At 36.6% G+C, this 14,556-nt stretch carries 14 protein-coding genes; 5 read left to right on the top strand and 9 right to left on the bottom strand.

The features are described from left to right. The first annotated feature begins 61 nt into the window (after positions 1-61). On the top strand, positions 62-1,282 hold the full coding sequence (locus tag G530_RS0115745) for an MFS transporter (protein ID WP_026935440.1): 1,221 nt from the start codon (positions 62-64) through the stop codon (positions 1,280-1,282). Here G530_RS0115745 and G530_RS17130 read toward each other — a convergent pair. The 3 genes from G530_RS17130 to G530_RS0115730 form a co-directional block, all read right to left on the bottom strand. Continuing rightward, a complete protein-coding gene (locus G530_RS17130) occupies positions 1,275-2,681 on the bottom strand; it encodes a hypothetical protein (protein ID WP_051199823.1) in 1,407 nt (468 codons plus the stop codon). The two genes, G530_RS0115745 and G530_RS17130, sit on opposite strands and share 8 nt — an antisense overlap. Before the next feature lie 107 nt (positions 2,682-2,788). Beyond that, positions 2,789-2,986: a DUF1328 domain-containing protein gene (locus tag G530_RS0115735; RefSeq protein WP_026935439.1), complete on the bottom strand. Its 198-nt coding sequence runs from the start codon at positions 2,984-2,986 to the stop codon at positions 2,789-2,791. A 211-nt stretch (positions 2,987-3,197) separates the two neighbouring features. Beyond that, positions 3,198-3,638 carry an Lrp/AsnC family transcriptional regulator gene (locus G530_RS0115730; RefSeq protein ID WP_240472179.1) on the bottom strand — a complete coding sequence of 147 codons (441 nt, stop codon included), beginning with the start codon at positions 3,636-3,638 and terminating at the stop codon, positions 3,198-3,200. 116 nt (positions 3,639-3,754) lie between these two features. On the opposite strand from G530_RS0115730, the gene G530_RS0115725 reads away from it, so the two are divergent. Next, a complete protein-coding gene (locus G530_RS0115725; protein WP_026935437.1) occupies positions 3,755-4,153 on the top strand; it encodes a hypothetical protein in 399 nt (132 codons plus the stop codon). Positions 4,154-4,291: 138 nt separating this feature from the next. Here G530_RS0115725 and G530_RS0115720 read toward each other — a convergent pair whose 3' ends face one another. Then, positions 4,292-7,747 carry a methylmalonyl-CoA mutase family protein gene (locus G530_RS0115720; RefSeq protein ID WP_026935436.1) on the bottom strand — a complete coding sequence of 1,152 codons (3,456 nt, stop codon included), beginning with the start codon at positions 7,745-7,747 and terminating at the stop codon, positions 4,292-4,294. Between the two features lie 141 nt (positions 7,748-7,888). Between G530_RS0115720 and purU the strand changes: the two genes are divergently transcribed. The 3 genes from purU to G530_RS0115705 all read left to right on the top strand — a co-directional run bounded on the left by purU (position 7,889) and on the right by G530_RS0115705 (position 9,911). Continuing rightward, positions 7,889-8,740 carry a formyltetrahydrofolate deformylase gene (purU, locus tag G530_RS0115715; protein ID WP_026935435.1) on the top strand — a complete coding sequence of 284 codons (852 nt, stop codon included), beginning with the start codon at positions 7,889-7,891 and terminating at the stop codon, positions 8,738-8,740. Positions 8,741-8,848: 108 nt separating this feature from the next. Further along, positions 8,849-9,550 (top strand): DUF4197 domain-containing protein, encoded by a 702-nt coding sequence (locus G530_RS0115710; RefSeq protein WP_026935434.1) that lies wholly within the window; start codon positions 8,849-8,851, stop codon positions 9,548-9,550. Between the two features lie 136 nt (positions 9,551-9,686). Beyond that, positions 9,687-9,911: a Lacal_2735 family protein gene (locus G530_RS0115705; RefSeq protein WP_240472178.1), complete on the top strand. Its 225-nt coding sequence runs from the start codon at positions 9,687-9,689 to the stop codon at positions 9,909-9,911. Here the strand turns inward: G530_RS0115705 and G530_RS0115700 are convergent. The 5 genes from G530_RS0115700 to G530_RS17125 all read right to left on the bottom strand — a co-directional run bounded on the left by G530_RS0115700 (position 9,892) and on the right by G530_RS17125 (position 14,442). Next, positions 9,892-10,665 (bottom strand): ABC transporter substrate-binding protein, encoded by a 774-nt coding sequence (locus G530_RS0115700; RefSeq protein WP_026935432.1) that lies wholly within the window; start codon positions 10,663-10,665, stop codon positions 9,892-9,894. The two genes, G530_RS0115705 and G530_RS0115700, sit on opposite strands and share 20 nt — an antisense overlap. A 9-nt stretch (positions 10,666-10,674) precedes the next feature. Then, positions 10,675-11,493: an orotidine-5'-phosphate decarboxylase gene (gene pyrF, locus G530_RS0115695; RefSeq protein ID WP_026935431.1), complete on the bottom strand. Its 819-nt coding sequence runs from the start codon at positions 11,491-11,493 to the stop codon at positions 10,675-10,677. A gap of 20 nt (positions 11,494-11,513) precedes the next feature. Continuing rightward, positions 11,514-12,590, bottom strand: a complete 1,077-nt coding sequence (gene prfA / locus G530_RS0115690; protein WP_026935430.1) for a peptide chain release factor 1 — start codon at positions 12,588-12,590, stop codon at positions 11,514-11,516. Between the two features lie 63 nt (positions 12,591-12,653). Next, positions 12,654-13,352, bottom strand: a complete 699-nt coding sequence (locus G530_RS0115685) for a hypothetical protein (RefSeq protein WP_026935429.1) — start codon at positions 13,350-13,352, stop codon at positions 12,654-12,656. A 94-nt stretch (positions 13,353-13,446) separates the two neighbouring features. Next, on the bottom strand, positions 13,447-14,442 hold the full coding sequence (locus G530_RS17125) for a DUF2156 domain-containing protein (RefSeq protein WP_051199822.1): 996 nt from the start codon (positions 14,440-14,442) through the stop codon (positions 13,447-13,449). Positions 14,443-14,556 lie beyond the last annotated feature (114 nt).

Here is a 14,556-nt window from a genome sequence, read left to right as displayed (position 1 = left end):
CAATAAAATTAATAATAATACCATCTAAAATTAATTTAATTTTGAGCTCTCATCATTAACCATGAAGAATTTATTTAGGTCTTACTTTGAATCCTTTGGTGGCTTACGAAAGGAAATCTGGCTTTTATCGGTAATTACCCTTATTAACAGAGCGGGGACTATGGTAATCCCATTCCTGTCGTTATACCTAACTAAGAGCAGGGGTTTCTCTCTGGAGGAAGTAGGCTGGATCCTTACTTTTTTTGGCTTGGGTTCGGTGACTGGTTCATGGCTTGGAGGAAAAATGACCGATAAAATTGGGCATTATCGAACCATGGCGATAAGCTTAATTGGTTCATCGTTTCTTTTTGTTCTTTTACAATTCCCTGACTCTTTCTGGACCATTTGCCTGGGAATTTACCTGGTCATGACGGTGGCAGATATCTTTAGACCAGCAGTATTTGTAGCTATTAGCGCTTACAGTAAACCGCAGAACAGAACCAGGTCTGTAACTTTAATTAGGCTTGCCATTAATCTTGGATTTTCAGCGGGACCGGCACTCGGAGGAATAATTATCGCTACCGGTGGATACAGTGGCCTTTTTTGGGTAGATGGCCTAACTTGTTTAGCTGCAGGAATACTTTTATTAAAGCTTTTACATCCCAAGCGATCTATTCCTGAACCTGAAGAGATCATTGTAGATGCAAAAACAGCAATTAGCGACAGGCTCTACCTTGTTTTTATTTTTGCGATGATGATATTTGGATTCATATTTATCCAGTATTTTTCAACGATGCCCCTTTATTATGCTGAAAGTCATCAGTTAACTGAGCTTGAAATCGGCCTTTTACTTGGTCTTAATGGTTTAGCTATTTTCCTTTTTGAAATGCCTCTCATTAAATTCATGGAAAACAGAAAACATACCGCAACAGGTTATGTGATCCTGGGTACTTTACTCTCGGGACTTAGTTTCCTCGTAATAAATTTAACAGATTGGGTGGGTATATTAATGGTAGGAATGTTACTAGTAACCCTGGGAGAAATGATAGCTTTTCCATTTTCAAATAGCTTTGCCTTAAACCGTTCAGATGGTAAAAAAAGAGGTTCTTATATGGCTCTTTACAGTATCGCTTTTTCTGTGAGCCATATTTTCGGTCACAATTCTGGTATGCAACTAATAGATAGTTTCGGGTTTGAGATTACCTGGTACACCATGTTTGGTTTGGCTTTGTTTGCCTGTACGCTATTATTAATTCTAAATAGTTTGCTGAAGAAAGAATCTTCTGGTGTTCATTCTAATTAAAGAACTTAGACTCTCCAAGATATTTCTTAATAAGTTCGTTATACTCACGTGTAAACACAAGGTCCAATGCTCCTTCAATGTTATAAAGCGCATCCATATCTGTGAAACCCGTTTTTAAAAGATCTTCCAGATATAAAAGTGCAGTTTCCTGATCACCATCGGCTGAGGCCAGCGAGATGATCTTTAAATAAGCCTTCGGATCATTTTTATTTATCGCGGTGCGAAGAACGCTTACAAAGATTTTTATATCTATTGGCTCATTTGAATTTACGATATAATCAAACCTCCTCTTTGTTTTAAAATCTAGATAACCCAGAAGGCGATAGGCCATATTCGACTTAGCATCATTTGAACTTTCCTTAAGTTTATCAAACTCATCAACCTGATATGCCCACCAGCCTATATTCTGGAAGTTTGCTGTCCTGATATCTTCCATAAGTAAATAAGCATATTCAGACAGTAGCTCTTTTTCGAAACTGGTTGCTTTTTTAAAATCATTTCTTTGAGAACGGTATCCAGAACTTCCTTTGACCTCCTTCTTCTTATCATCAATTACATCTTCAAATCCGAAATCTTTATACTTCTCTCCCATCCTATCCAGTTTTTCATAGGCCTCATAATATTTACGGGTTCTTCTAAGAGTTTCTGCGTACGTCATTTCATTTTCAAAAAGATTCTGAATAAAAACAGGCTCACTCTTACGTTTACCAGAATTGATGGCTTCTAAAGTAAAACCGGTCATAGCATTAGAAACAATCTGGGCACTAGGCCACTCATTCTCTTTACCATCAAAATAATAAACATCCGTAGGAAAATCCATATCGTCGTAAAACCTCACATAATCTTCAATTTCATAGATCATATAATCCTTTTTTCCGGCCAGACCAATGAACATATATGGATTGTTCTTATCTATATATGCTTGATTAATAAAGGAATTTCCGATAGCCATTATCCCGGCCGTATTCCTGTAAATATGTGCCAATACTGAACTTACCTGAGCACCTTCTCCCATACCTGCGGTATAAACCTGACCCGCATCTACCGGCAATGTCTGTAAAACTCCATTCATCATAGCGGTAGCGATTTTTATGATACTATCAATAGGTTTAGCCTTTAGATCAATATTAGAAGAAGCTATTAAATATTTCTGATTTTCTGCCCCTAGCCTGAATAAGCTGGCAGTTTTATTCCCACGCCCTAACGGATCAAAAGTGAAAATTATTGGCCATTCTTTATCTGGAGTGTAATCCCGTGGGGTATACAGTGCGTAGGTTTCATCTGGTTCACCGGGTATAGGCAGAGAATCTGTAACTCCTCCTTTGGTGATTCTGTATTCCTGTGCATTTAAATTGACCATGGCAAAAACAGCCATAAACCCTAATAAAATTTTTTTCATAAATAGAGAAATAGATTTAAATATATGAATTGCATCATTAATTATTCCATAAAAAAACCCACAAATATAATTTGCGGGTCTATGCTATAATAAAACTAATAAATATTCTATTTCTTAACTGGCTGGTATTTCATTTTTGGCTTATCTGGAAAAAATAATTTTGCCATTAAGGAAATTATAAGCAGATCTGCAAAAATCAGGAACATCACTCTTATCACCTCTATTCCCGAAAACGACAAACCGGTAAATCCAACTAATCCAGTTATTAGTGCTAACACTAAAAATAATAACGCCTTCTTTTTCATATCTTGATTTTTACTTCCAATTTTAAAACAAATTTAGGTACAGATAAGACGTATTAATCATAATGAAATTACAATTAATTCCAATTTAACTAAAAGAAAAATAGGTTGATAATCAGGTGTTAATATTACACCCTAAATTGGCCATTTTAACAATTGCCTAATTGAGTGTAATCACATTATTTTAAGAATATCAGGGGTTAAAACTACTGTTTTATTCAACATTAGAAACTATTGGTGCGTCTTTTATCACATCAGATAAAACTATGTGAGTACGGGTTTCACCGTAAGTAATTAATTTATCAATAAGTTTTTCCAGATGTACCTGATCCTTTAATATCACCTCCATAATGATATTTTCATTTCCTGTTATTCTATAGCAATTCACAACTTCCTTATATGTTTTCACGGTTTCCAGAAAAGCTTTTAATCTCCCAGTAAATGCCCTCAGGGTAATTATGGCACGTAATTGATATCCTGTTTTTTGATGAGCTAGATTCACCTTGTAAGATTCTATGACGCCATTATCTTCCATTTTCCTTACTCTCTCAGCAACCGCTGGAGATGTTAAACCAACTTTCCTTCCCACTTCCGAGAACGAAATCCTGGCATTTTTTTGTAGTTCCTGCAGAATTGCCCAATTTAATTTATCCAATATATTTAAAGTTTAAAATCCTAATTAATTTAATTTTTAAATATAATTATTAAATTGAATTTAAAATACAAAGCAAGATGAATATTTAGCTTAGTAAATTAGAGTAAAATTTGCAGGTGAAATATTTTTCAGGAAATAAAGAAGGAGGAAATTCAGCTTTGTATTTTAAAGCCCAGGAGATCATGCAGATTTCCCGGCGCATTTCAGACTATCTCGTACCCGATATGGCTGTTTTAAATGAAAGCGGAACAGAAGATCAAAGCATATATTTTACAGGAGATATTATTAGAAACTCGCATTCTCTTATTTTAAATATCAATAAGGCCGAAACAGAGTTTTTTCAGGATTCCAGGATGCAGTATGTTGCCAGTGTAAGCAGGCTTACTGAAAGGCTTTATAAAAGTTGCGAAAGGCTTGAATATGTGAGTAGCAACGGTCGTGATTTTTTAGTCGTTCTAAGAAAAGAGATCCAAAGATTTAGGAAGCTGCAAAGAGTCTGGAGACTTTCATTGTAGATAAATTATATAAATAAAAAACCCGGATTTTGAATCCGGGTTTTTTTATGCCTGTAAATCTTATTGAATCCAGATCTCGCTTCGTATCGGGATATGTGATTCGCACAGCTTTCACAAAAGTGAAAGCTGGCTCTCTGTTTACATATTTCTTCTATACTGTCCTCCTACTTCGAACAGGGCATGTGTGATCTGTCCTAAAGAACAAACCTTGGTAGCCTCCATGAGTTCTTCAAAAAGATTATCATTATTCACCGCAGCTTTCTGAATTCTCTCAAGAGTTTCATCGGCTTTAGATTCTTTTGCTTTATGCAAGGTTTCTAAAGTTTTAATCTGAGCTTCCTTTTCATCTTCTGTAGCTCTAATCACTTCTCCAGGAGTAACCGTTGGAGAACCTGTAGAACTTAGGAAAGTATTCACCCCAATGATAGGATAATCTCCATTATGCTTTAATGTTTCGTAGTAAAGGCTTTCTTCCTGAATCTTACCACGTTGATACATGGTTTCCATAGCTCCTAAAACTCCACCTCTTTCGGTAATTCTATCAAATTCAGTAAGTACTGCTTCTTCCACAAGATCTGTAAGTTCTTCAATAATAAATGATCCCTGGATAGGATTTTCATTTTTGGTTAGACCTAATTCCTTATTTATGATCAGCTGAATTGCCATTGCTCTTCTTACTGAAGCCTCTGTAGGAGTTGTAATGGCCTCATCATAAGCATTTGTATGCAGTGAATTACAATTGTCGTAGATCGCATAAAGTGCCTGAAGCGTAGTTCTAATATCATTAAAATCTATCTCCTGAGCATGTAATGATCTACCTGAAGTCTGGATATGATACTTCAACATTTGAGCACGAGAATTCGCACCATATTTATGTTTAAGTGCTTTAGACCAGATCCTTCTGGCTACACGGCCAATTACAGCATATTCCGGATCTACCCCGTTAGAAAAGAAGAAAGATAAATTCGGCCCGAATTTATTGATATCCATTCCACGGCTTAAGTAGTATTCCACGTAAGTGAATCCGTTTGCCAGGGTAAAAGCCAGCTGCGTAATTGGATTTGCTCCCGCTTCAGCGATATGGTATCCTGAAATGGAAACGGAATAGAAGTTTCTTACCTTCTCTTCGATGAAATATTCCTGAACATCACCCATTAATCTTAGAGCAAATTCAGTAGAGAAAATACAGGTATTTTGGGCCTGATCTTCTTTAAGAATATCTGCCTGAACCGTTCCACGAACCACGCTGATAGTTTCAGCCTTTATCTTTTCATAAACATCCTTTGGCAATATTTGATCTCCGGTTAATCCTAATAACATTAATCCCAGACCATTGTTCCCTTCCGGAAGATCACCTTTATAAGAGGGACGATCTATATCATTATCATCATAAAGTTCTTTCAGCTTAGCTTCTACTTTATCTTCGAGTCCGTTTTCCTTGATATATTTTTCACAGTTCTGGTCTATCGCCGCATTCATAAAAAACCCAAGCAACATAGGCGCAGGACCGTTTATGGTCATGGAAACCGAAGTCATCGCATCTGCCAGATCAAAACCAGAATATAATTTCTTGGCATCATCCAGACAGCAAATAGATACTCCTGAATTACCAATTTTACCATAGATATCTGGACGGTGATCTGGATCGTTACCATAAAGTGTAACCGAATCGAACGCTGTAGAAAGACGTTTTGCTGGAAGTCCAGCACTTACGTAATGGAACCTTCTATTTGTTCTTTCTGGTCCACCTTCACCAGCAAACATCCTTGTTGGATCTTCTCCAGTTCTTTTAAAAGGATATAATCCTGCGGTATATGGAAATTCACCAGGAACATTCTCCTGAAGACACCATAATAGAATATCTCCCCAAGCCTTATATTTAGGTAAGGCCACCTTAGGAATTTGAGTATGGGATAAAGACTCACTATGAGTGTCTATTTTAATTTCTTTATCGCGAACTTTAAAGCTATAAACAGGATCCCTGTACTTTGTTACTTTATCGTTCCAGGCCAGGATCATTTCCCAGTTATAAGGATCAAGATCCATTTTGATCTTGTCGAATTCAGCAAAAAGCAACTTTAGAAAGTCAGACTGAGAATCCTCAGCTACTTCATAGATCTCATCTTGATCTATTCCATTCTTGCTTAAATATTTATGTTGATCCTGTCCGAATTCAGTTTTGATGCCGGCAACAGTTTCAATGGTTTTGAAAATACCATAAAGTCTTTGCGCCACATCAACCTGGGAATTCGCTTTTTCATCATAACCCCTATTATTTTCAGCAATTTCAGAAAGGTAACGGGTACGTTTTGGAGGGATCACAAAGATCTTCTCGCTCATTTCTTTCGAAATTTCGAAAGTTGAGGAAAGTCCGGACCTGGTCTTTTCTTCAACCTCATCCATGATACTTTTATATAAAGTATTCATTCCCGGATCGTTGAATTGAGATGCGATGGTTCCAAAAACAGGAAGTGTTTCAGCATCTGAATGCCATAACTGGTGATTACGCTGGTATTGTTTTTTAACGTCCCTTAGTGCATCCTGTGCTCCTCGTTTATCAAATTTGTTGATCGCTACAAGATCTGCAAAATCAAGCATATCGATCTTTTCCAACTGAGTAGCGGCACCAAATTCCGGCGTCATCACGTAAAGTGAAACATCAGAATGATCTAATATCTCAGTATCACTTTGACCAATTCCAGAAGTTTCCAGAATAATAAGATCATAACCTGAAGCTTTAAGGACATCTACTGCCTCAGCCACATATTTAGAAAGTGCAAGGTTCGCCTGTCTCGTTGCCAGTGAACGCATATAAACGCGTTCATGGTTAATAGAATTCATTCTAATTCTATCTCCAAGAAGTGCTCCACCTGTTTTCTTTTTAGATGGATCTACAGAAATAATCCCAATATGCTTATCTGGAAAATCCATTAGAAATCTGCGGACTAGCTCATCAACTAAACTTGATTTTCCTGAACCTCCAGTACCAGTAATCCCAAGAACTGGGGTAGTCGCAGTTTCAAAAGATCCTTTATCAAAGAATTTATCAAACTCTTCATGTCTGTTTTCGGCAAGTGATATTAGCCTGGAAATAGTATTTACATCTTTTTTCTTCAGGTTCTCAGAAACCTTATCTGAATTTTTAAGATCTGGAACCTCATTGTCTACTCGTTTGATCATATCATTGATCATCCCCTGCAGACCCATTTCCCTACCATCATCTGGCGAGTAGATCCTGTCTATCCCGTAATCCATCAATTCCTTGATCTCTTCAGGAAGGATCACTCCTCCTCCACCTCCAAAGATCTTGATATGTGCTGCACCTTTTTCATTTAGCAGATCATACATATATTTGAAGTATTCTGTATGCCCACCTTGATAAGAGGTCATGGCTATAGCCTGTGCATCTTCCTGAATCGCGCAATTCACGACTTCTTCAACACTACGATCATGGCCAAGATGAATTACCTCAACTCCGGTTGCCTGAATGATTCGACGCATTATATTGATCGCTGCATCATGCCCGTCAAAAAGCGAAGCGGCAGTTACAATTCTTATTTTATTTTTAGGTTTATAGGGATTTTGTTGTTCCATTTCTAATTCAAAGTATTATTTGGAGCAGCAATTTACGAAAATTGTAAAAGTTAGCAGGCTTCTTTAAGAATTGAATAATAATAAATTCCCGGAAAATTAAATAGCTGAAAAAGTTTAAATTTAAAAGATCAAATACTCTAAATGTCTAAAGTTACGCTGCTTATTCACTGTCCCGACACTTCTGGAATTATCTCTGCCGTCACATCTTTCTTTTATGAAAAGGAAGGTAATATTATCTATATAGATCAATATGTGGATGTAGAGAATAAGATCTTTTTTATGCGGCTGGAAAGTGAATTTGAACATGATTTAGCAATTGAAGATTTCCGGGATGAATTCAATCGAGAACTGGGAACCCCTTATAATATGCACTGGGAAATTTTTACAAGTGGGTCTAAACTACGAATGGCGCTTTTCGTTTCTAAATATGACCATTGTTTATATGATATCCTGGGTAGGTATAAATCTGGAGAATTGAACATAGAACTTCCAATGATCATAAGCAATCATGATGAGCTTCGTCCTATCGCTGAAAGTTTTGATATTCCTTTTTATCATATTCCTGTAAAAAAGAATAAAAAAGCTGAAGCAGAATCCAGACAATTGGAATTGCTGCAAAAAGAGCATATAGACTTTATAGTTCTGGCGCGCTACATGCAGATCGTTTCAGAAAATTTAATTTCTGCATACCCTAATCAAATCATTAATATTCATCACTCCTTTCTCCCGGCTTTTGCGGGAGCAAGACCCTATCATTTTGCATATAAAAGTGGAGTTAAAATAATTGGAGCCACCTGCCATTATGTGACTGGTGAACTTGATGCCGGCCCAATCATTGAACAGGATATCAGCAGAATTTCACATAGTCACTCAGTTAAAGACCTTATTTTAAAAGGTAGAGATCTGGAAAAGATCGTTCTAGCCAGGGGTATAAAACTGCATCTGGAGCGAAAAACACTGGTTTATAATAATAAAACCATTGTTTTTATATAGACAATTTTTTAAGACTGAAATTCAATCATAAATCTATTTAGGTTTTAAATAACTTTTGTAAAAATCTATTTAATACTACTCTGCTTATATTTGAAAAAATTACTACTTATGAAAAAGATCCTCGCCTTCGCATCCATTTTGATATTAACCTCATGTGCCGAATTACAGAGTATTGCCTCGCAACTACCCCAGGAATACGGAGTAACCGACGCCGAAATTAGTTCGGGCTTAAAGCAGGCTCTTGAATTCGGGATAGACAAAGAGGTTAGTAACCTGGCCAAGGAAGATGGCTTTTTTACGAATGAACTGGTAAGAATTGGCTTACCCCCTGAACTTAAGAAAGTAGATAAAACCCTAAGAGACGTTGGGTTGGATGCATTAGCAGATGAAGGCTTAAAGGTCCTAAACCGGGCTGCAGAAGATGCCGTAGGAGAAGCAATTCCAGTATTCGCCAGTGCGGTAAAAGGAATCACCTTTGCAGATGCCCGAAACATTTTATTGGGAGCAGACAATGCTGCCACAGTATATCTTTCAGCTAAAACGGAACAGGAACTTTATACCAGATTCAATCCTATAATTAGTAATTCCCTGGATAAAGTTGGTGCGACTCAAGTTTGGAAAAATATAATTCAGAAATACAATTCTCTTCCAATAACGAATAATGTAAATCCAGACCTTCCAGATTATGTAACTAATGAGGCATTAGAAGGAGTTTTTGTTATGATAGCCAAAGAGGAGAAAGATATAAGAAACACTCTATCAGCAAGAACCACAAATCTTCTAAGAAAAGTCTTCGCCGTGCAGGATTAACATGCTATTTTCTTACATACCATAATATTTTAACACTTTCCAGTCTATAGCATCACTTTTTTAAAACAACCTTAACTAGATGTTATTATTCTCTATAGGCCAAGCGCCTTAGCTTTGTGCACTGTAGAAATGAGTGATGAAGAATGATAGATTAAAATTTAATATGTTTAGAATTTTCGAAAATAAAACACGTGAAGAGCGCCTTTGTGAAAAATACTCAAGGTTAATGCAACGCGCTTATAAAATTGCCCTTTTTGACAAAGAAAAAAGTGATAGATTAAATTCAAGAGCGAAAAAAATTATGGCCGAGTTAAGAAGAATGAATTGCAATTTAATCGAACCTAAAGGTGAAACTGCTTAAAATAATCCATCGCTTCTAAGAGTCGGCTACCATACCAACTGAAATATTCTCCATTTACAATTTCAACTTCCTGGACAAATTCATCAAATAGAGAGATGTGTTCTTCTTTAAAAGGAAATGGTTCAGATGACAACATACAAAGGTCTAACTTTAGATCTTCTACTTCACTTAAATTTGTCTCAGGATATCTATCAACCTCAAATACATTCCGAAATTTATTTAATTTGAGCATTTCATTAATAAATGTGCCCTGTCCCGCTACCATCAAAGGTTTATTCCAAATGAAATAAGCTACCCGTCTTTCATTAGAGTTTTGAACCAGTTTTCTTAAACTTTCTTCTTTCTTCCGGACTGAATCAACCATCGTGGTAGCCAACTCTATACAATTGAATATCTGGCCATAATCACGCATTAGACTGTAAGCATCCTCCAGAGTAGCAACATCTGAAACGTGTACCGGAGCTATTTTTTCCAGCTCTTCCACCATTTCTTTTGTATTTTCTTCCTTATTACAAAGAATAATATCTGGTTTAAGCTCTTTTACTTTACGAAGATTAACCTTTTTTGTGCCACCAACCCTGGTTTTCACTTTTAATAGGTGTGCCGGATGCACACAAAAATGCGTGATTCCCACTATAGAATTTTCCAGACCAAGATCAACAAGAAGTTCTGTCTGGCTGGGGACAAGAGAAACTATTCTTTCGGGAGTGGCTTTCAGTTCAATTTTTCTATGTAATTGATCCTGAATTTTCATAGACTAGCTTTATAATTTTTCTAATTCCAGCGCCATCTGATTTTGCATAGCTTCAGCTTTAGCACCGGCTATCTCATCAAAATTTGAAGAATCTGAGGCATAAATAATCTTTCGGGAAGAATTTACCAGAAGGCCTACATTTTTAGTAATCCCGTATTTACAAACTTCTTCAAGGCTACCTCCCTGGGCTCCAACTCCAGGTACCAGTAAAAAGTTTTCTGGAATTATCTTTCTTATATCAGCAAGGTATTCAGCTTTTGTTGCGCCTACAACGTACATAAGGTTCTCAGAATTATTCCATTCTTTTGATGTTCTAATCACTTTTTTATAAAGATCCTCGTCACCCGTTTTTAAAGTTTGAAAATCGAAAGCACCTTCATTTGAAGTAAGGGCCAGTAAAATAGTATGTTTATTTTCAAATTCAAGAAAAGGCTCTACTGAATCTTTTCCCATATAAGGCGCTACGGTAACCGAATCAAAACCAAGATCGTCAAAAAATGCTTTAGCATACATTCTGGAAGTGTTTCCAATATCTCCTCGCTTAGCATCGGCTATGGTATAAAGATCGGGATATTCAGAATGAAGATAATTGATGGTCTTTCCTAAAGCCTTCCAACCATCAACACCCATTGCTTCATAAAAAGCAATATTAGGTTTGTAGGCAACACAAAATTCGTGGGTTGCATCTATAATGGCTTTATTAAAACTGAACACAGGATCTTTCTCAGAAAGTAAATAGGTTGGAATCCTCTCAAGATCGGTATCTAAACCAACACATAAGAATGATTTCTTCTTAAATATTTGCTGAGTAAGCTCCTGTGAAGTCATAAAATATTATAGCTTTTGATTTATAGGATATCAGAGTTCTCCTTAAGCTTTTCTGTGTTTTCTGCCAGTTGTAACTCGTCTATAATCTTTTGAATATCACCGTTAATGATGTTAGAAAGATCGTAAAGAGTCAGGTTTATCCTGTGATCTGTAACTCTACTCTGCGCATAGTTATAAGTTCGGATCTTTGCACTACGGTCACCACTAGAAACCATAGAGTTCCTTTTGGCAGCATCGGCTTCCATTTTCTTCGCAAGCTCCATTTCGTAAAGTCTTGAACGAAGTACACGGAAAGCTTTTTCCTTGTTCTTATGCTGTGATTTCTGATCCTGACACTGAGCTACTAAACCTGTTGGTTCGTGGGTAAGTCTTACTGCTGAATAGGTTGTATTCACCGACTGACCACCAGGTCCTGAAGAACAGAAATAATCTATTCTTACGTCCTTAGGATCTATCTGCACATCAAATTCCTCAGCTTCTGGCAAGACCATAACGGTAGCTGCGGAAGTATGTACACGTCCCTGAGTTTCTGTTTGAGGTACACGCTGAACACGGTGAACTCCAGCTTCAAATTTCATGGTTCCGTATACATCCTCGCCTGAAACTTCAAAGATCATTTCTTTGAAACCTCCACTTGTTCCTTCACTAAAGTCAACAATGTTATGACTCCAGCCTCTACTCTCAACATACTTGGTATACATACGATAAAGGTCACCTGCAAAGATACTTGCCTCATCACCTCCGGTTCCGGCTCTAATTTCCATCACCACATTCTTACCGTCTTCCGGATCTTTAGGTATAAGCATCATTCTAATCTTATCCTCAAGCTCGGGAAGTTGCCCTTTAGCCTCTTCTAATTGAAGCTTTGCCATTTCGGTCATTTCAGGATCGCTGCCGTCTGAAATTATCTCTTCAGCTTCCTGAATATTTTCGGTCAGGCTAACATATTTCTCACGCTCGTCCATCAAGGCCCGAAGGTCTTTGTATTCTTTATTTAATTCAATATATCGCTTCTGGTCTGATATTACATCCGGCTGAATAATCAAATCGTTCACCTCATCGAACCGCTGTTTTACGATATTAAGTCTCTCAATCATATATTACTACTGAATTTAGGATAGCAAATTTACGATAATTTGCCTGAAATTTCAGAGAAAGCTTTAAAGGCTTTCTAATTCTGTAACAGCCTCATGGCTTCTCGCGAATGTAGCAAATTTAACCAGTCCGGCTACACCGAGAATATAAAAAATCCTGTCGGGAAAATAAAATTCGTAAAATTCCAGATAGTAAGCAATGAAGGATGTAATATCGGAAAAAACCAGGCACAGGGTGGCTGCAGTGTAGTAGAAAGAGGTTGTATTAGAATACCGATTACTATAAGAAATTGCGGCAATAACAAGCGTTATCATAGAAATTCCGTAAGCATAGAAAAGAATATTCAAGAACGGATATACAAATTTCGCCGGCACCATATCTACAAGCATAAATAACATACCCAGATTAAGAATAAAAACAATGAAGAAAATGATCTTTTGAAATAAACTGCTTTTAAGATTCTTAAGCTCAGGCACTACAACAAAAGCCAATAGTAAATAGGCTGAAATTCGCATTAAAAAAGTCACGGAACTGGCGATAGGATTTTCGTAGTAAAACAATAAAACATCAGAACAAATGAACAGGCAAAAGGCACTCATTATTTTTGCACTTAAGCCTCCCTGCCATATTAGCACAATGAATAAAAGGCCTGTAGAAAGAAGACGTGCCCAGCGGCTAGCATCCTGATCGAATTCAAAGATCACAAAACAATTAACAAGAAGTAACCCCAGCGTAATTGCGGGTAGTAGTTTTTTGGATAACATTCTAATTTTTGATTGGTTGTGTGATAACTACGAAAATATTAAATGACTGGTTTCCTCATTCGCATTATCCTCTTCAGGAACAGATTTCACGTAGCTATATAACATTCGCAGCTCTGAAGATGGCAGTGATTTTAAATAATGGCAAAGAAGATTTGTGACACAAAAAGGTTGGTATAGTAAACCCGTCATTCGATTGCGCAGAGTCATGGATAAACCTTGATTTTGTATAATTAATTCCGTTATAATTATACAGGGTACCAGCATACTTCCTTATAAATTTAAAAACTGAGCGTAATTTTTGTGACTCGTAAGATTCTGCATCTTCAGTTATAATAAGAGGAGACAAACCCAGGTTTAAATATGATAAACCTTCGTTTTTAAATTGTTTTATGGCTTCCACCATAATTGCATAATAAATACCTTGTTTAAATTCGGGGCTTGACCTTGAAATATCGGGAACATACCCGGCGCATTTTCCATTTTCAAAAATAGGACTGAATATTATATAAGCCAGGAGATTACCTTCAGCATTGTAAGCACAAAATGTTCTTGTTTCCTTTTCAAAATATGGATATGTTCTAACGAGAAATTTTATTTCACGTTCTTTAACCTGCCTTGTACTTAACCATTTCGAGGAAATGGAGTCAAAATTGTCCTCGAGTGGATTTTCAATAATTTCAATACCCTGTTTGGCCGCCTGGTTGCAGGCTGTTCTAATAACCTGTTTTCTTTTCCCGCTAATTTTCCATTGTTGAAGGTCTATCAACCTTTCATTTCCAATTTGCGTTGAGTAAAAATTAAATTCCTCATGTAATAATTCTGCAAATTTTCTGGAAACCTGAACAAAAGAAACTCTTTTATATTGATTCAGGAAATCTGCAATCAATTTCACCTGAAATTCTCTGTCCTGAGATCTATAAATAGGATCTGCCAATACAAAATGACAGCCATGCTTTTTGATATAAGAGACTAAGCCATATTCATGTTGAAAATATCGCATTTCAGGCTGAAGTATGGAATAATGCATACTAGACCCTTTACTGTAGGGTTTAATATAGTTTTCAAAGATCTGAAGATGGGTTAACGCCATATAATTCTAGGTTTCAATTTAAAAAACATTATCTCCAGACAATAAAAGTCATTACCAACCTAATCTAAAGACTGATCTTCATTCTTTAATTCTCCGCAACCACGACTGGATTAA

Source organism: Christiangramia echinicola DSM 19838 (genome assembly GCF_000423065.1).
Lineage (GTDB): Bacteria > Bacteroidota > Bacteroidia > Flavobacteriales > Flavobacteriaceae > Christiangramia > Christiangramia echinicola.
The sequence above is the reverse complement of the archived record's forward strand: the minus strand, read 5'-3'. Positions and strand labels throughout refer to the sequence as shown.